Source organism: Mycobacterium europaeum (assembly GCF_034555895.2).
Taxonomy (GTDB): domain Bacteria; phylum Actinomycetota; class Actinomycetes; order Mycobacteriales; family Mycobacteriaceae; genus Mycobacterium; species Mycobacterium europaeum.
Genome location: NZ_CP157315.1, coordinates 1,174,985 through 1,191,353, shown reverse-complemented (window position 1 = coordinate 1,191,353; position 16,369 = coordinate 1,174,985). Strand labels below are relative to the sequence as shown.

The following is a 16,369-nucleotide window of genomic DNA, read 5'->3' as shown; positions in this document are numbered from 1 at the left end:
GTTCAGCCGGGCTCCTTGGCGCGCAACGCATTGAGGAGCCGGTCCATCACGGCGCCGGCGTCGGCGCGCGCCCGGCGCTGATCGTCCGCGCGGGCGATGTAGAGCGTTGCCTCGCGCAGCGCCCCCATGACCGTGAGGGCCGTTGCCTCCACGGGTTGGGGCGGGATGCTGCCGGACTCAATGGCGTCGGTCAGCAGCGCCGTCACGAAGCCGATGTTGTATCGGTGCCCGATATCGCTCCAGCGTTCCCATCCCAACACCGCCAGCGCCTCCAGCAAGACGATGCGCTGAACCTCGGGTTCGGCGCACGCATCCAGCCACAGGCCGGCGCACAGCCGCATGATCTCGACCGGATCGGAGTGCCCCGCCGCCGCGACGGCCTCCCCCATCCGGGCGGCCATCTCACCCTCCACCTGCTCGAACACCGCCGCGAACAGCTCCGTCTTGTCGGCGAAGTGGTGGTACAACGCGCCGCGCGTCACCCCCGCGTCGCGCACGATCGTCTCCAGGGATACCTCCGCGAATCCCCGCGCGGCGAACAGGGGCCGGGCGGCGCTGATCAACGCACCCCGGGTGTCGGCGGCACGCTCGGCCTGCGTGCGGCGACCGTCTTGCGCCATGCCACCCTCACTTTCACACGTCCGTATGCATTGTCATACACACCGCGTGAAAGTCGCGGGACGGTCGGCCGCGGCGTCGTTCAGAACACCCGGAACCGGTGGACGATGTCCAGGGCCGACGGGTCACCCTCGGCCTGAACGCCAAGTCCTTCCCAGGTGCCGCGCTGGGTGACCCACCGCACGAACGCCTGCGAATCGCTCGCGATCTCCGCGGCCGGATCCCCCGGGGCACCGAGGTGCAGCGTCCGCGCGCACATCCCGTCGAGGCGGATCTCGACACCGCCGCGTAAACCGTTGAGCAGCTGGGAGTTCTGCTGCGGCAGCGCCGCCTCGATCCAGTCCAGCGTCGGCGCAAGCCGGAGTTCGTCGACGGGCGGCGGATCCGACCGCAACGGACCGTCCGGAGTGAACAAGTCGTAGCGAAGGTGCACGAAGGTCTCGAAGACAAAGGTCGTGGGCACGACCGAGGCCGGATATGTTCCGACGTCGCCTATCGGTATGTCGACGTCTTGGCCCTCGACCGCGGCCAGCACGTCCAGACCCCGCGCGCTGACGGACTCGTAGTCGGCGAGCACTTCCGCCGGGGTCATGGAGCGACGCGACGCGACGTAAAGGTCCGCGGCGCGCTCGGCGGGCAGGCCACCGGGGTCAGGCAGCGTCGACGGGTCGACCGCCAACCAGTAGCTACATGCCATGTGCGATACCAGGTCCTGGACAGTCCAACCCGGACATCCGCTCTCGGTCGCCCAAGTCGCGTCGGGCAGGCGGGAACACACGTCCAGCACGATTGCGCGTTCCGCCGCGATGGCTTCGAGCGTGGCACTCATGAACCTTCACCTCCTTGATACATACGATATGTATTAACATACCTACTGTATGTATGTTGTCAAGTGATCCTGGCTGGCCGGCCCCGGTCCAGGGGAGCCTTGCCTGCCGCACCACCACGGCGCGGGTTGCCACACCGCCACAACTGGCACAGGTCCGGGTCACTGGCCGCCGCGACGGTGGCGCCCTCACCGTTGGCCGAATTCCGGGAGCGGCAGCGCTTCATCGGCGCGATGTCAAGCCAGTTCGCCGAGCATTCCGGCACTTTCGCGCCGTTTCGGCCGGCACGCCAGGCGAATAGGGCCAAAGGCGTTGCCGCAAGCGACGTCTGACTCCCGGTGAAGACGTGGTGAGGATCACACCACGACCGGATACCCATAACCGGCGGCGCTCCGATTGAGCGCCATCGACCTGAAGTGGGAGGTGCTGAGCAAAAGCCCATTCCAGGATCTCCATCGTCAACAATGCGCATCGAAAGAAGGTCCGCTGAAACACGCTGCCACACAACGCGAAACAATCCGCATGCGTCAGCGAATGGCGGTCGGCATTACCTGACTTCGGCGATTGAGCGCGCGCGGACAGGGGCGACAGCGCCGGATATCCCCCTGACCAAGTCGAGGCGGGTTGAGCGTTTGGCCGCCGAAGCGCGCCAAAAAAGTTTGGCTGGTACTATTCCGCCCTAACCGTTCCTAGGATACGGTGATCGAGGCGTCGTTCCGCAGGCCCACCAGCGGCACGAATGGCTTATCGAGGTAGCGCTCGATATCGGGGAGGCATCGACCGAACGGGTCGTGACGCCGAGATAAAGGCTTGTCAGAGCACTGTTTTGGGGATCGACCGCGCGCGAATTCAGCGCATTCGCGTTGTTGTTACCGCGTGCGGCAAAGACGACGGCAATTGGGCGGATGCTCAGAGATCCTCTCGGATTGCCGAGTTCAAGGGGGCCCATTATGGTTACGCCAGCATGCGGGGGCATCGGCTCGAACCGCGGCGAGGACAACGTCGTTCAGCAACATCTGCGCAATTGCGTCAAGGCCGTTTGGAATTGACGCCGTCAACTGACGAAGAAGGGTCAGCGCATGTTCCTGGGCACGGTGGACGACTGGACGGCCGAGGGCGCCGTGGTGTCCTGGTATCCCACCGCGGACACTTACGCGCGCGCCGCCGAAGCGCAATATCATTCCGCCCCGGTCAGTTACCAGCAGTCGCAGCATCTTCGGTATTACCGGCGCCAGGTCAGCCTCGGCCGTGACATCCCGCGGTTGTGCATCGGGGCCTGGGAGATCAGAGGTGTCTGCGATATCGATGCCATGACGCAGGCGCTGAATAGCCATGTGCGGCGCCATGACGCCTACCACGACTGGTTTGCCCTCCGCGGCAAGGACGACATCCTCCGCTACGTAATCGCCGACCCGGAGAACATCGCCCTGGCGCCAACGGATCTCGGACAAATGGCTCCTCTCGAGATCCGCAAACTGATCCTGGACACGCCCGATCCGCTGCAATGGGATTGCTTCAGCTTCGGAATCATCCAGGGCGAGGACCGTTTCACGATCTACATCGCCGTCGACCACCTCCGCGCCGACGGCATGTCGGCCGGTGTGATCTTCCTGGACATCCAGACGGCGTATTTCACCGCGCTGCAGCAGGGGCAAGCCGCGCTGCCACCGGCACCCAGTCACCGCGAATACAGCGCAAAGCAGCGTGCCCACACCGCCGCCCTCGACGAGGATTCACCCGAAATCCGGCGCTGGCGCTCCTTTCTCGACGCCAACAACGGTGTGCTGCCGAGGTTCCCGCTCGAACTGGGCGAGGCTTCCGCGGATACGCCGGGGGCCATCGACGTGTTCGACCTGATCGATGGCGACCAGGCCCGACGTTTCGAGGCGACGTGCCGCGCCGCGGGAGCACGGTTCAGCGGTGGCGTGTTCGCCTGCGCTGCGCTCGCCGAACATCGGTTGACCGGCGCGCCCACGTACTTCGGACTCACGCCCTTCGACAACCGGCGAGACCCCGCCCACGCCACCACGGTGGGTTGGTTGGCCAGCTTCGTCCCGTTGGCGATCCCGACGGCGGGCGCCTCCTTCGCCGAGGTGGTCAGCGCCGCCCAGGCATCGTTCGACGCGAACACGGCCCTCGGCACCGTGCCCTATTACCACTTGCTGGAGATGGCGGATGCCTCGTGGGGCCGTCTGGAGGTTCCGGACCGGCCGGTCCCGATGCTGTCCTACATCGACATCCGCAAGCTCCCGTTCGGCGACTACTTCGACGGCCTGCGGGCGGGGATCTGGGGTGACAACCGGCTGTCGGAGACGGTGTGTATGTGGGTCAACCGCATGCACGACGGAACGCAGTTGGTGGTCGCCTACCCGGGCACCGACGTCGCCCGCACGTCCGTCCTGCGCTACGTCGAGACCATACGTGCCGAGTTCAGGCGGGTAGCGGACGCCGGGCTGCACGACGACGCCTGATGCAGTTCCGTTCTCCTGCCGGAGGTCTCGGCGCCGAAGGCGCAGCGGCATTCGCGGGCCGGCCTCGAGCGGTCGAAGCGGGGCGCCGATGACCAGGCTGGCGTTTCTGGACCAGGCCGCCTTCTTGCGGCTGCGGGCCACCGGTCAAGGCAGTACGGTGCAGTGCACCTGGGTGTACGACCGCGACGTGCACCTCGATGCGCTGAGAAGCTTCAACGACGATCTCGGTGCCGGTCTGCTCGGCCGCCGCATCGAGCGTTCGCCGGTGCCGTTCGGGCGTCATCGCTGGGTGCTCGACAACCGCTCACCCGACATCGCGCTGGAACCACGACAACCGCGGTCGCAGATCGGCGCGTGGGTCGAAAGGCGCGCACAGGTTCGCGTCGATCCCGAGTGCGGGCCGGTGTTTCACCTGGGCCTCTTGCCGTTGGACGACGGCGGTGCGGCCGTCACCTTGGTGGCATCACATTGCGTCGTCGACGGACTCGGGCTCATCACGGCAGTAACCGAAGCGGTCAAAGGGGAGACACGCGATTTCGGCTACCCGCAGCCGCATTCGCGGGGCCGGCTGCGCGCCGTTTCCGCGGACCTGACCGATGCCGTACGCGGCCTGCCGGCGGCCATCCGTGCGCTGATCGCGACGCTGGTCATCATGCTCAACAACCCGGCAGGCCCCCGTGGGGAGCGGCGGCCCGGCTCATTGTCCCCCGCTGACGAGGACCGCACGGCACTGGAGTCGGTGACGTTGCAAACCGACGCCGCGGCGTGGGATGCGCGAGCGCGCAGTCTGAACGGAAGCGCCAACACCCTCTTCGTCGCGTTCGCGGCCCGCCTGGCCCACCGGATGGGCAGGGTGCTCCCCGAGGGAAAGTCGGTGACGGTCGTGCTCCCGGTCAGCGACCGCACCGGCAACGACGACCGCGCCAACGCACTGACCTCGATCACCTTCGCCGTTGACGCAACGGCGGTGACCCACGACTTGAGCTGCGCGCGTGCGGAAATGAAACGGCTGCTGACGTCGCTGCAACGGCAACCCAACGAGATGCTCGCGGCGTTGCCGCTCGTCCCGTACACCCCGCGCCGGCTGGTCCGGGCCGCCGAAGGGGTTGCGATGTCGACCGGCCGGCTTCCGGTCGGCTGTTCCAACCTCGGAAGCCTCGACGCCGCCGTTGGCCGCATCGACGGTGAGGACGCCGCCGAGGTCTGCATCCGCCTGGCCGAACAGGGCATCACCCCCGGCCGCGTCGAGCACACGCAAGGCCAATTGTTCTGCAGCACGGGAACAATCAACGGCAGCCGGTTTCTCAACGTCATCGCGGGCCGCGGCGACACTGGCAACGGCGCGGCGAACATCCGAGAGATCGCGTGCAGCGCCCTGGCCGATCTGCGGCTGTCCGCCACCACCGGCTACGAGGGGCGGGTTTGACGGCGAACGTCGACCTCGGGCCGGACGAACACGCGTCCCGCCTCAGGTACGTGGGTATCGGCGCCGGGATCGCGGCCTGGGCGGTGGCGGTGCTGTGGTTCGCCATCAAGGTCGTTCCGCTCGACGTGTACTGGATGTCCTACTACGCGGCCGATTACGCACACGGCTTCGTGCGCCGGGGGCTCGCCGGCGAGCTGGTGCGGGCGGCGCCGGGCCATTACTTCGCGGTCGCGCTGGGCCTGCGGTGGCTGTCGACGGCGGTGTACCTGTGCGCTCTGGCGACGGTCGCGGGCGTGGTGCTCGCCGGTCGAGCTTGGTCCGGGCGCAGGTTGCTGGTCGTCATGCTGATTCCGTTGCTGCCCTTCGGTATCCCGTTTGCGGCCTATTCGGCCCGGCCGGACCTGTTCGGTGCGGCGGCCCTGGCGCTGTTTTCCTGCGCGCTGCTGGTCGCACGTTCGCGCGCCGTGGCGACGGCGTGGTGCGCGGCCTACGGCGCGGCGACCGCGGCGTTGACGCTCGTGCACGAGGCGGTAGGTTTGCAATTCGCGTTGGGCGCCGTGCTGGCGGTCATCGTCCTGGGCGGCGCCCTGAAACGGGGGCTGGGCGCGCTGCTGGCGGTGGTGCCCGGCGTCGTCACGTCGGTCGCCGTGGCGGTCTTCGGACGCCATGACGTCGGGGCGCAACTGTGCGGGTCGGTTCCCCATCACCTGATGCCCAACCCGTTCGCCACGGTGACGTCGCCGACCACGTTGCTGCGCTACATCATCGACGGACGGACGAGGCAGACCGATTACCACGACTGGGTGTGCCGCAATGTGATGCCGAACTACGACAGCGGAATCGGCGATGCCATCCGGACCGTCGGTCACATCGGAATAGTCGGCCTGGCCATGTCCGCGCTGTTCGGTGCGGCTGCCGTCGTGGCGACGATGTGGGGCCTCGGCGCCGCTTCGGGCGTGCCGCTGCACGCGTTCGCCGCGGCGCTGCGCGGGCGGATCGCCTGGGTCATCGCCGCGCTGCTGTCGGTCGGCCCGGTTTTCCTGACCGGCTACGACTGGACCCGCTGGCTCACGGTCGTGGCGTTCGATGTCGGGGTGGTGTTCATCCTCTTCGCGGCACGCCGGCCGGAGATCGAACAGGAACCCTCGCCGAAAGCGTTGCGCTCGTTCGTTCTTCTCGCCATCGCGCTCGCCGTGATCCCGGTCGGCACGGTTCCGGGCTTCGGCGGACCACGGATGAGCTGACCATCACCGGGCCATAGCAGCGGCGCACCGCGCCCCAAAATCCGCGCGGGCGGCCAGACCACTGGGCCCGCGGGCGCAGCTAGCTCAGTCGCGCGCGACCACCCTGGCTAAACACAATTCGGGTTCGACGAACGGCTGCAGCTCGGCATCCATCCGCCGTCCCGAGCCAGCCGAACTACCCTTTCCTGCCGCCGAATTCGCGACCAGGCCCCGCAGCAGCCCCCGATGCAGCGCGCACACGACCTCCGGGCGATCGCGGGCAAGGTCCCGGACCGGGCAGCTGTGCAGGCGAATGGTCGACTGGTTACCGGGCGCGGACTCCTCGGCCGAGACCAACTCGGGACCGAACCCCATCCGGTCGAACACCGTCTTGATCATCGCCGATCGCGCCCCGAGGACCTTGCGGGGTTCAGCGTCGTCGGGAACACTTTGCTCCGCGGCATGTTCTTCCTGCGGGACGCCGTCCGCGATCCGCCCAGCCCAGCGCCACCCGGCGGCTTCGGCGCGGCTGCGGCGCTTCTCGGCGGTATCCCCCAGCTCGAACGCCAGAATCTCCGCCAGGATTCGGTAGTCCAGCCGCCCGCGCACCGCACGGTAGCCGGTGCGGGGACGGCCCACACCGGACCGCGTGATCCGGGTGCGCTCGACAAGCCCCTCGCCGCACAACGCGTCAAGGTGGAAACGGACCGTCGTCGCGTGCAGTCCCAGCCGATCGGCGAGTTCGGTCGCGTCGACCGGTTCATCGTGCTGACGCACCAACTCCAGGACTCGTTCGCGCTGCCGGTTGCGCCCCGCTCGGTGCGGCCGTCCGGCCTCGACCTCGCGTCGCTCGCCCACCCTTACGCCCTCTCGTCCGGTTGCCGTACAGCAATTTAGAGGATGTTATTCATTAATAATAGCACTCGCTGCCGCGCCGACTCCGTGACGAACGATTGCGGCAGCAGACGGTATCGGTTGCGGCCGTGGACCAACGGTTCGCGACGGCGGCTTGGCCTGGGTACGCGCTTTCGGCAATCGCTCTGGCCAATGCCCGTGGCGCCGTCTAGGGTTTACACAATTGGTACTGTGAAAACCTGAACGCTCCCGGAAAGGGGTCAAGGAGTATGAGCATGGCGGAACGGGCCTGCCCGATGGATGGGTGTGCCAGCAGGCGAACGCGTAAGCCGTTCAGCCCGTGGACCATCGCTCATCCGGCCCATACGACGACCCGAGTCGGACTGAAGGAGGATTCCCATGCGCGTCGTGGTAGACCGTGATCGCTGTGAGGGCAACGCCTTCTGCGTGAATATCGCCCCGAAGGTTTTCCAACTCGACGACGACGAATACGCCGTCGTGATCGCCGACCCTGTCCCCGCCGAGCAGGAGACGCTTGTCGAGCAGGCCATCGAAGCGTGCCCCCGCGCGGCGCTATTCCGCGAAGACTAATATTCGGCTGACGCCCGAATCAAACCTGCCTCGCCACAGCGGATTTCGGGCTGCCGGCCCGAGTAGCGCCCGCCTACCGCTTGGTCAGCCGCAGCCGCCAGGCTTCCGGCCCGCGGTGCTCATACTCGACCTCGAGCCCGCCGGAAGCGCGGTGGTCGAGTTGACGCAGCAGGGGAATCGGGTCATGGGGAGCCACCAGCACCAGTGTGCCGCCGTCCGGAACGGCGTCGAACGCACCGAACACCGTGGCATGCCGTATCGAGTGCGGCACGTCGCGGACGTCGAGCACGGGATCGTCGGCATCGGCTTCGCCACAACCGCAACTGTGTGACGGCTCGGCGCCGTTGGTGGCGTGGTGATGACCGAGGAGTTCGTGCATGCCGTCGGTCACTTCGACCAGCGAGACCTCCGGATCGCCGGCGACGATCGGCAGGATCCGCTCGTTCTCGTCGGTTAGGTGCGCATCGAACAGCACCCGCAGGGCGTGGCCGGACACGGCCGCGCGCAGCGGTGGCTCTATGCGGATGCGCTCGACGAGTGCGCCGATGATGCGGTGCACCGCGATCATCGATTCGACCAGCGGACGCGCGCGCTCGATGCGCGTGGCTGCCGGGTACAGGCTCTTCTCTTCGGCGGCGGCGTGCGGCAGCAGCTCGCCGGTCAGGAAGACCAGGGCCGCGGCTCGCGCCGGCTCGAAGTCCGCACCGCGCTCGACCGCCCACAGCATCGCATCGGTGAGCACCGCAAGGCGCCCCGCGAGCTGCGCATGATGCGCCTTGATGGCTTCGACGGCCTCGGCGTCAGCCGCTGTGGACGCGACGATCACATCGTTGGCTGACATGTTGGTTCCCTTCCCTTGGAGTCCGAACGCTCCGCTGAGCGAATGTGACCCATTGCCCTATGTGCATCACCGCCAATTTACTACACTAAATTCCGTGAAAAAAGACCTCGCCGTTCTGGGTCCCAAACCGACGCCGGTGCTCCGCTCGCCGGTGCCGCTGTCCGGGCAGCGGCTGCGGGTGCTCGAGTACGTGCGCGCGCACTCACCCGTCCGGGTCGCCGACGCGGCCACCGCACTTGACCTGCACCCCAACACCGTTCGCGAACACCTCGACGCGGTCGTGGGGCTCGGGCTCGTGGAGCGCTCCACGGCGAGCGCTGTCGGACGCGGACGTCCGGCCACGGTGTATCGCGTCTCGGCCGCCGACCCCGCGGTCGCGGTCCGCGATTACGCGGGTCTCGCGACCGCGCTGGCCGGCCACCTGGCGCGCACCAGCGCGCGCCCCGAGCGCGATGCGCGGGCCGCCGGAGTCGAATGGGGACGTGAGCTCATCGATGAACGCAGCCGGGCCGCCGGCGATCCGCGGCAGTCCGTGGTCGGGGCGCTGGCGCGCCTGGGCTTCGCACCGGACGACGAACCCGACGCGCCCGCAGCCAGCCGCGGCATCGCGCTGCGCCGCTGCCCGCTGCTCGACGCGGCCCGCCGGTACCCCACCGTCGTCTGTCAGGTCCACCTCGGCATCGTCGCGGGAATGCTGGAGCGCCTCGGCGCCCCCAGCGCCCGGGGACTCGATCTCGTTCCGTTCGCCGAACCCGGCGCCTGCCGGCTGTTCCTGCCCGATCCCGTTGTGCGACATGGCGACTGACCGACGGATCCCACCCCGGGCGCTGCTGCTGGTGCCCGGCGGGTTCGCGCTGTTGGCCGGACTCGATGCGGCGCTGGCGCTGCTCGGTGTGCCCGCGCCGATTACGACGGCACGGCTGGCCGAAGTGCACGGCGTGCTGCTGGTGCTCGGGTTCGTCGGCACCGTGGTCGCGCTGGAGCGAGCCGTGGCGGCACACCGGTGGTGGGCCTACCTGGGCCCGGCATTCCTCGGCGCCGGCGCGGTGCTGCTGGTCGGACCGGCGCCCCGAAACCTTGGCGGGGCGCTGCTACTCGCCGGCTCCGCGACGCCGGTCGCCGTATACGTGTCGCTGTGGCGGCGATCTGCCGACGTCGCGATTGTGGTCCAGGCGGCCGGCGCGGTGTTGGCGACCGGCGCGGCGCTGTTGTGGCTGGGCGGCGTGCCGGTTCCCAACCTGTTGCCCTGGCTGTCGGGTTTCCTCATCCTCACGATCGTCGGGGAGCGCCTCGAACTCGCCCGGGTGACGATGCTCGGTACCCCCGCCGAGAGCCTGCTGATCGCCGTCGCGGCGGCGATGGTCGCCGGCACCGTCGCCGCCTTGTTGTGGCCGGTACCCGGCTACCCGTTGCTCGGCGCGGCGCTGCTGGCGACGGTGGCATGGCTCGGCCGGTTCGACGTCGCGCGCCACACCGTGCGCGCGACGGGCCTGACCCGATACATGGCGGTGTGCCTGCTCGCCGGTTACGTGTGGTTACTGGTGCCGGCGTTGACCTGGCTGCTCATCGGCCAAATGTATTCCGGCGCCGGCTATGACGCGGTGGTGCACGCGGTGATGCTGGGCTTCGTGCTGTCGATGATCATGGCGCACGCGCCCGTGATCCTGCCCGCGGTGTTGCGTCGCCCGCTGCCCTATACCCATTTGATGTACGGTCCGGCGGCGCTGTTGCACCTGTCGCTGCTGCTGCGGCTGGCGGTCGGTGACGCGCGCGGCGTCCACTGGGCACTCCAGGCGGGCGGTGTGCTGAACATCGTCGCCGTCCTGGGATTCATTGCCGTGGCCGGCTATTCGGCGACGCGCGCAGCCAGTCGGGTGCCGGCATGAATCGCTCGCGATGGCATCTGCGCGTCGGGGCGGTCGTGTTCACCTGGCTCGCAGCGCTCGTCGTGGTGGCCGTCGGGCATCGATTCCTTCCGCTGTCCGGCTGGCTACTGGTCCACCTCTTGGGGCTCGGCGCGGCCGGCAACGCCATCCTGATCTGGAGCCGGCATTTCGCCGATGCGCTGCTGCGACGACCGCCCGATCCGGCACGGACGGCGGAAGTGTTGCGCCTCACGGCCTTCAACGCCGGGGCCGTCGCGGTCGTCACCGGCATGCTGGGCCGATGGTGGCCGGTGACATTAGCCGGCGGTGTCGTGGTCGGCGTCGTCGCCCTGGCGCACGGGGCGACACTCCTGCGGCAACTGCGGACCGCGTTGCCCGCCCGCTTCGGCGTCACCGTGCGTTACTACGTCGCCGCGACGGGGTGTCTGGCGATCGGCGCGGGACTCGGGGTGGCGATGGCGAACCCGGCGCTGCCCGGCAATGTTCACGAGCGATTCGTCATTGCACACGCGGCGCTGAATCTGTTCGGCTGGGTGGGACTCACGGTGCTGGGCACGCTGGTCACGCTGTGGCCGACGATGCTGCGCACCCGGATGGCCGACGGAGTCGAAGTGGCCGCTCGCCACGGCCTGCCGGCGCTGCTGACCGCCCTGGCCTTGACCGCCGGTGGTGCGGTGGCGGGATCGCCCCCGATCGCCGGCCTGGGCGCCCTCGGCTATCTGTGCGCCGCCGGGATCGTGCTGCGGCCGCACCTCGACGAGGTCCGCCGCAAGCGACCCAACGACTTTGCAACCTTGTCGGTATTGGCCGGCGTCGCCTGGCTGATCGGGTCGCTGGCCGTCGCCTCCGCCGCACTGGCGACATCGCCGACCTGGACGGCAACGGTCGCGGCGGCCGGCGAACTCACCGCGCCGGTGCTGGCCGGCTTCCTGGTGCAGGTACTACTCGGGTCACTGACCTACCTGGCGCCCGTCGTGATGGGCGGGCGCGCGGCAACGCGGGCGGCCGGAGCCGAGCTCGAGCGGGGCGCTCCGTGGCGGGTCACCGTGGCCAACGCCGGGCTGCTGCTCTGCGTTCTTCCGACCCCCAGCCTGGTGCGCGTCGCGGCATCGATGCTGGTGCTGGTCTCTTTCGCGGCCTTCCTGCCACTGCTGGTTCGGGCGGTATGGCGGGCACACCGCGATCACGACAAACACTCTCCTCCGGGCCCACCACAGCCGGCACCACCGCGGCGACGGCTCGGCACCGCCGCCGCCGGACTCGCGGTCGTCGTGCTGGTCACCGCGGCCGCCGTGGCCGCGGACCCCGCGTCGCTGGGAATCGGCACCTCGCCGCGGCTGGCCGTCGCCGCCACGGGCCACACCACCACGGTGTCGGTCCGGATCGAGGGCATGCGTTTCGTACCGGACACGGTCGAGGTTCCCGCCGGAGACCGGCTACAGATCACCCTGGCCAACACCGGCACCGACCAACACGACCTGGTGCTGTCCAACGGCACCCGCACCGGACGGATCGCGCCGGGCGAGTCGGCCGTCCTCAATGCCGGGGTGATCGGCTCCAACCTCGACGGCTGGTGCGCGGTCGCCGGACACCGGCAGATGGGCATGACGTTTTCGGTCCGGGTGACCGGCCCCGTCACACACCCCGGCCACCACGAACCGATGCACTCCGCGCCGATCTCCGCCGGCGATATCGCGCGCAGCCTCAGCGCAGATCCCGCTCCCGGCTTCACCGCGCGCGACGCCACGCTGCCCCCGGCAACGGCCGAGCACCGCGTGACGCTGCCCGTGACCGAGATCGAGCGGGAGGTCTCCCCCGGAATCATGCAGCGGCTCTGGACGTTTGGCGGTACCGCACCCGGACCCACGTTGCGGGGCAAGATCGGCGACGTCTTCGAGATCACCCTCGTCAACGACGCCGGCACCGGCCATTCGATCGACTTCCACGCGGGTGCGCTCGCGCCCGACGAACCGATGCGGACCATCCAACCCGGCCAGCGCCTGGTGTACCGGTTCACCGCGACGCGGGCGGGTATCTGGCTCTACCACTGCTCGACGATGCCGATGTCATTGCACATCGCCAACGGCATGTTCGGGGCGGTGATCATCGACCCTCCGGACCTGCCGCGCGTCGACCGCGAGTATGTGCTGGTCCAGTCCGAGATGTACCTGGGCGCACCCGGCCAAGACGCCGACCCCGACAAGGTCGCCGCGGACAGGCCCGACCTCGTGGTGTTCAACGGCTATGCCCGCCAATACGACCATGCGCCGTTGGCCGCCCGGGTGGGCGAGCGCGTTCGCATCTGGGTGCTCGCCGCGGGCCCGAACCGAGGCACGTCGTTCCACGTCGTCGGTGGCCAGTTCGACACCGTATGGTCCGAGGGTGACTACCGCCTGGGAGGTAAGGGAGGGCCGGGCACAGGCGGCGCGCAGACGCTCGGATTGTTTGCGGCCCAAGGCGGGTTCGTCGAATTGACGTTCGGCCAGCCCGGTCGATACCCGTTCGTCTCACACGCGATGGTCGACGCCGAACGCGGCGCCCACGGCATCATCGAGGTGGCCGGACGGTAACCCATCGCAACGGGAGCATCACCCCTACCGTCAATCCTGCTTCAGCTCAACACTTTTGGCGACGGTGAGCAGGATGACGGAGTCTTTGACGGCCTCTACCCCATGCCGGCTGGGCGGGATCACCAGGTGATCGCCCGGGGCGCCGTCCCAGCTGGTCTCGGGCGCCGTCAGCCGGATGCGTCCCTCCAATACGTGCAAGGTAGCCTCGCCGGGGCTGTCGTGGTCGTGCAGCGCCGCTCCGGCGGTCAAGGCAACCATGGTTTGCCGCAGTGTGTGCTGGTGACCGCCGTAAACAGTGTGTGCGCTACGGCCACTGGCGGCTCGGTGCGCGGCCGCCAACTGCTCGCGCGCGAGTGCTGTGAGCGAGATCTTATCCATCGGACAGGCTCCTTCCTCGCCGCAAATCATATGCCGCACCGCGACGGCTTGGCGACGGAGCAGGCGCGGGCAATCAACGCACTCGCGGGGTTTTGCCCGGCCGAACTCCGGCGAGACGCCGACGACGAGTGACAATTCTCGAGGACCACGTAATTTTCCTGCGCCGCTTGCCAATTGTCACCGGACGCGCCACCGCTAGTTCGATTCCACGGGAAACAGACTGAGCACCCGTCCGGCCCGGGAGTTGCAGCGGCCGGCGAGGTGCGCCAAGACCGTCTTGCGGCCGTTGAGGCCGTCCGCCCCAGCGCCTTCTCGCGGTTGCCCGCCGCCTATTTAGAGGATATTATTCATTTAAATAGGTTCAGCGCAAGCGGCTTGGTCACCGCCGGCAGTCACCGACCGGTCGGGGGCGGCAAGGCCTCGAGCGAAGAGCAAGCCGGAGGCCGTCGTGTTCGACACGAGGGAGAACCACGATCATCACGAAAGTGGCGGCGCTTCATGGTCGGGTATCGGCGATGCGGTCGCCCTCCCCGACTCGGGAGCAGCGAGTCGTCCCGTTGCGGTGCAGGCCCGGCATTTCCCCGATGACGAGGTCGTCGGTGCGGTCCTCACCCTGGCCACCCGGGCACCTTCCATCGAGAACACCCAGCCGTGGCGGTGGCGAGTAGATCGCACGAGCCTGCACCTCTACACCGATTCACGCATGCAGTTATCCAACGCCGACCCGGATGGCCGGGATCTGATCTTGAGTTGCGGTGCAGCGCTGAACCATTGCGTCATCGCTTTGGCGGCGATGGGTTGGCGCGCCGACGTGCAACGCCTACCCGATCAGGCCGACCCGAGCCATCTCGCCGCCATCGAGGTGTCCCCGCACACCCCCGACCACACCGACATGATGCTGGCGACGGCAATTCCGCGGCGCCGAACCGATCGGCGGGTCTACAGCGCTCGGCCGGTTACGGCGAGCGATATCGCCTCGCTGGGTGCCGTGGCCGCACCAATGGGAGTGACGCTGCGCAAGGTCGATGCCATGCAGAGGCTGCACGAGATCGTCAAGCGAGCCGCACTGGCCCACGCGACCGACCGCGATTACCTTGTCGAGCTCGCCAGGTGGAGCGGGCGATACGGATCCCGGGCCGGTGTCCCGGCCCGGAACACAACCCAACATGATTGTGGCGCACCGGTACCCGGCCGCATCTTCGCGGGGCCGGCCCTGGCGCAGCCCCCGGGCGCCTCACCCGCCGATGACAATGCCGTCATCCTGATGCTCGGCAACGAACGGGACGACCGGCTGGGTCAGCTGCGGGTCGGCGAGGCGACCAGCGCCCTGCTGCTGACCGCGACGGCGATGGGGCTGGCCACCTGTCCGATCACCGAACCACTGGAGATCCCGGAAACGCGCGACGCTATCCGCGACGAGCTGTGGGGCGCGGGCGGGTATCCCCAGATGCTGCTCCGGCTCGGCTGGGCACCAGACAGCGCGGCACCCTTACCGCCGACACCCCGACGCGCGCTCTCCGACGTCGTGCAGTGGTCCCGTCGAACCTTCTGACGGCCGCGTAACCGCCGAACAGCCAAGCTGATTGGCGAGCGACGATGGAATCGCGCGGTGCGGCAGCACCGGACTCGTAGACGCTGACGCCGCCGCCGGGCGGCTCGGATCGGGGCCGCTGTCGGCATCAGATCACCTCAAAACTGACATTGACTAATGTCACCATTTGGTATTGACTGCGTGGCATGGCGCACAGCGTTCCGGCCCGCGGGTCGTTGCGGTCCCGCGGCATCGAGGAGGTCCACTGACATGGTCGGACCCGTGGACTGGCTGCTGGGCAGATCCAAGACCAGCCGCGGCGCGTCGGCGGTGGTGACCGGCGCCGGAAGCGGCATCGGTGCGGCGTTCGCCGTCGAGCTCGGGCGCCGCGGCGGCGCGGTCGTCTGCAGTGACATCGACGAAACCGCGGCCCACGATACAGCCGACGCGATCCTCGAACAGGGCGCCAGGGCCATCGCGATCCGGTGTGACGTCTCAAAATTCGACGACGTCCAGGCGCTGGCCGAGCGGTCACAGGAGTGGTTTTCGGGGCCGCCCACGCTGGTGATCAACAACGCCGGGGTCGGCGCCGGCGGCGCGGCCATCGGCGATGCGCCGCTGGACGATTGGGTGTGGACGCTGGGCATCAATTTGTGGGGTCCGATCCACGGCTGCCACGTGTTCACCCCGATCCTGCGGGAAGCAGGTCGCTCGCAGGCACCCCGCGGCATCATCAACGTCGCCTCCGCGGCGGCGTTCGGTGCGGCCCCGGGCATGGCCGCCTACAACGTCAGCAAGGCCGGGGTGCTCTCCCTGTCCGAGACCCTGGCCGCCGAACTGGCCGGCACTCGGGTGAGAGTCACCGTGCTGTGCCCGACCTTCGTGAAGACCAACATCATCGAGTCCGGGCGCATCAGCGAGGAATCCAGCGAGCTGGCCAACAAGCTGATGCGCTGGACCGGATTCTCGGCGGACAAGGTCGCGCGGATCTGCCTGGACGCCCACGACCGCGGCGAGCTGTACTGCATGCCGCAACTCGACGCCAAGATCGGCTGGAGTGTCAAACGCATGGCCCCGCAGGCCTATACGCGTGCGGCCGGCCTGATCTCCCGCATCAACCTGCCCTGATCCACCCGACGCAAAGGAGCTCCC

15 protein-coding genes are annotated in these 16,369 nt (G+C 68.5%); 10 read left to right on the top strand and 5 right to left on the bottom strand.

Going from position 1 to position 16,369, the window contains the following annotated elements; genetic code table 11:
* Positions 1–2: 2 nt before the first annotated feature.
* Both U8D42_RS05635 and U8D42_RS05630 read right to left on the bottom strand, forming a co-directional pair.
* Positions 3–620 carry a TetR/AcrR family transcriptional regulator gene (locus U8D42_RS05635; protein ID WP_322858942.1) on the bottom strand — a complete coding sequence of 206 codons (618 nt, stop codon included), beginning with the start codon at positions 618–620 and terminating at the stop codon, positions 3–5.
* An 80-nt stretch (positions 621–700) separates the two neighbouring features.
* Positions 701–1,384 (bottom strand): maleylpyruvate isomerase family mycothiol-dependent enzyme, encoded by a 684-nt coding sequence (locus U8D42_RS05630; protein WP_348636959.1) that lies wholly within the window; start codon positions 1,382–1,384, stop codon positions 701–703.
* A gap of 457 nt (positions 1,385–1,841) precedes the next feature.
* Here U8D42_RS05630 and U8D42_RS05625 point away from each other — a divergent pair, with 457 nt between their 5' ends.
* The 4 genes from U8D42_RS05625 to U8D42_RS05610 all read left to right on the top strand — a co-directional run bounded on the left by U8D42_RS05625 (position 1,842) and on the right by U8D42_RS05610 (position 6,586).
* A complete protein-coding gene (locus U8D42_RS05625; RefSeq protein ID WP_322858944.1) occupies positions 1,842–2,000 on the top strand; it encodes a hypothetical protein in 159 nt (52 codons plus the stop codon).
* Between the two features lie 524 nt (positions 2,001–2,524).
* On the top strand, positions 2,525–3,916 hold the full coding sequence (locus U8D42_RS05620; RefSeq protein WP_322858945.1) for a condensation domain-containing protein: 1,392 nt from the start codon (positions 2,525–2,527) through the stop codon (positions 3,914–3,916).
* Positions 3,917–4,004: 88 nt separating this feature from the next.
* A complete protein-coding gene (locus tag U8D42_RS05615) occupies positions 4,005–5,342 on the top strand; it encodes a hypothetical protein (RefSeq protein ID WP_322858946.1) in 1,338 nt (445 codons plus the stop codon).
* A complete protein-coding gene (locus tag U8D42_RS05610; RefSeq protein WP_322858947.1) occupies positions 5,339–6,586 on the top strand; it encodes a hypothetical protein in 1,248 nt (415 codons plus the stop codon). Before U8D42_RS05615 ends, U8D42_RS05610 begins: the two co-directional genes overlap by 4 nt.
* A gap of 84 nt (positions 6,587–6,670) precedes the next feature.
* Here U8D42_RS05610 and U8D42_RS05605 read toward each other — a convergent pair whose 3' ends face one another.
* The gene (locus U8D42_RS05605) at positions 6,671–7,423 is read right to left on the bottom strand and encodes a helix-turn-helix transcriptional regulator (protein WP_322858948.1); all 753 of its coding nucleotides are present in this window, start codon (positions 7,421–7,423) and stop codon (positions 6,671–6,673) included.
* A 396-nt stretch (positions 7,424–7,819) separates the two neighbouring features.
* On the opposite strand from U8D42_RS05605, the gene U8D42_RS05600 reads away from it, so the two are divergent.
* The gene (locus U8D42_RS05600; protein ID WP_322858949.1) at positions 7,820–8,011 is read left to right on the top strand and encodes a ferredoxin; all 192 of its coding nucleotides are present in this window, start codon (positions 7,820–7,822) and stop codon (positions 8,009–8,011) included.
* Positions 8,012–8,084: 73 nt separating this feature from the next.
* Here U8D42_RS05600 and U8D42_RS05595 read toward each other — a convergent pair whose 3' ends face one another.
* Positions 8,085–8,852 (bottom strand): DUF2249 domain-containing protein, encoded by a 768-nt coding sequence (locus tag U8D42_RS05595; RefSeq protein WP_322858950.1) that lies wholly within the window; start codon positions 8,850–8,852, stop codon positions 8,085–8,087.
* A 94-nt stretch (positions 8,853–8,946) separates the two neighbouring features.
* Between U8D42_RS05595 and U8D42_RS05590 the strand changes: the two genes are divergently transcribed.
* Genes U8D42_RS05590 through U8D42_RS05580 form a run of 3 tightly spaced genes read left to right on the top strand, consistent with a single transcriptional unit; the run spans position 8,947 to position 13,308 of the window.
* The gene (locus tag U8D42_RS05590) at positions 8,947–9,657 is read left to right on the top strand and encodes a helix-turn-helix transcriptional regulator (protein ID WP_322858951.1); all 711 of its coding nucleotides are present in this window, start codon (positions 8,947–8,949) and stop codon (positions 9,655–9,657) included.
* Positions 9,647–10,738, top strand: a complete 1,092-nt coding sequence (locus U8D42_RS05585) for a hypothetical protein (protein WP_322858952.1) — start codon at positions 9,647–9,649, stop codon at positions 10,736–10,738. The genes U8D42_RS05590 and U8D42_RS05585 overlap by 11 nt, the downstream gene beginning before the upstream one ends.
* The gene (locus tag U8D42_RS05580; RefSeq protein WP_322858953.1) at positions 10,735–13,308 is read left to right on the top strand and encodes a multicopper oxidase domain-containing protein; all 2,574 of its coding nucleotides are present in this window, start codon (positions 10,735–10,737) and stop codon (positions 13,306–13,308) included. Before U8D42_RS05585 ends, U8D42_RS05580 begins: the two co-directional genes overlap by 4 nt.
* A gap of 30 nt (positions 13,309–13,338) precedes the next feature.
* On the opposite strand, the gene U8D42_RS05575 is transcribed toward U8D42_RS05580, so the two are convergent.
* The gene (locus U8D42_RS05575) at positions 13,339–13,686 is read right to left on the bottom strand and encodes a cupin domain-containing protein (RefSeq protein WP_322858954.1); all 348 of its coding nucleotides are present in this window, start codon (positions 13,684–13,686) and stop codon (positions 13,339–13,341) included.
* A 562-nt stretch (positions 13,687–14,248) separates the two neighbouring features.
* Here U8D42_RS05575 and U8D42_RS05570 point away from each other — a divergent pair.
* Together U8D42_RS05570 and U8D42_RS05565 are read left to right on the top strand one after the other, a co-directional pair.
* Complete coding sequence (locus U8D42_RS05570; protein WP_322859463.1) at positions 14,249–15,238, top strand: Acg family FMN-binding oxidoreductase; 990 nt, start codon at positions 14,249–14,251, stop codon at positions 15,236–15,238.
* Positions 15,239–15,487: 249 nt separating this feature from the next.
* Complete coding sequence (locus U8D42_RS05565; RefSeq protein WP_322858955.1) at positions 15,488–16,345, top strand: SDR family NAD(P)-dependent oxidoreductase; 858 nt, start codon at positions 15,488–15,490, stop codon at positions 16,343–16,345.
* Positions 16,346–16,369: the final 24 nt, after the last annotated feature.

Coding starts and splice junctions, on each gene's coding strand:
- U8D42_RS05575 (WP_322858954.1), bottom strand. CDS start 13,686: ATGGATAAGATCTCGCTCACAGCACTCGCGCGCGAGCAGTTGGCGGCC.
- U8D42_RS05580 (WP_322858953.1), top strand. CDS start 10,735: ATGAATCGCTCGCGATGGCATCTGCGCGTCGGGGCGGTCGTGTTCACC.
- U8D42_RS05635 (WP_322858942.1), bottom strand. CDS start 620: ATGGCGCAAGACGGTCGCCGCACGCAGGCCGAGCGTGCCGCCGACACC.
- U8D42_RS05565 (WP_322858955.1), top strand. CDS start 15,488: ATGGTCGGACCCGTGGACTGGCTGCTGGGCAGATCCAAGACCAGCCGC.
- U8D42_RS05595 (WP_322858950.1), bottom strand. CDS start 8,852: ATGTCAGCCAACGATGTGATCGTCGCGTCCACAGCGGCTGACGCCGAG.
- U8D42_RS05600 (WP_322858949.1), top strand. CDS start 7,820: ATGCGCGTCGTGGTAGACCGTGATCGCTGTGAGGGCAACGCCTTCTGC.
- U8D42_RS05585 (WP_322858952.1), top strand. CDS start 9,647: ATGGCGACTGACCGACGGATCCCACCCCGGGCGCTGCTGCTGGTGCCC.
- U8D42_RS05615 (WP_322858946.1), top strand. CDS start 4,005: ATGACCAGGCTGGCGTTTCTGGACCAGGCCGCCTTCTTGCGGCTGCGG.
- U8D42_RS05620 (WP_322858945.1), top strand. CDS start 2,525: ATGTTCCTGGGCACGGTGGACGACTGGACGGCCGAGGGCGCCGTGGTG.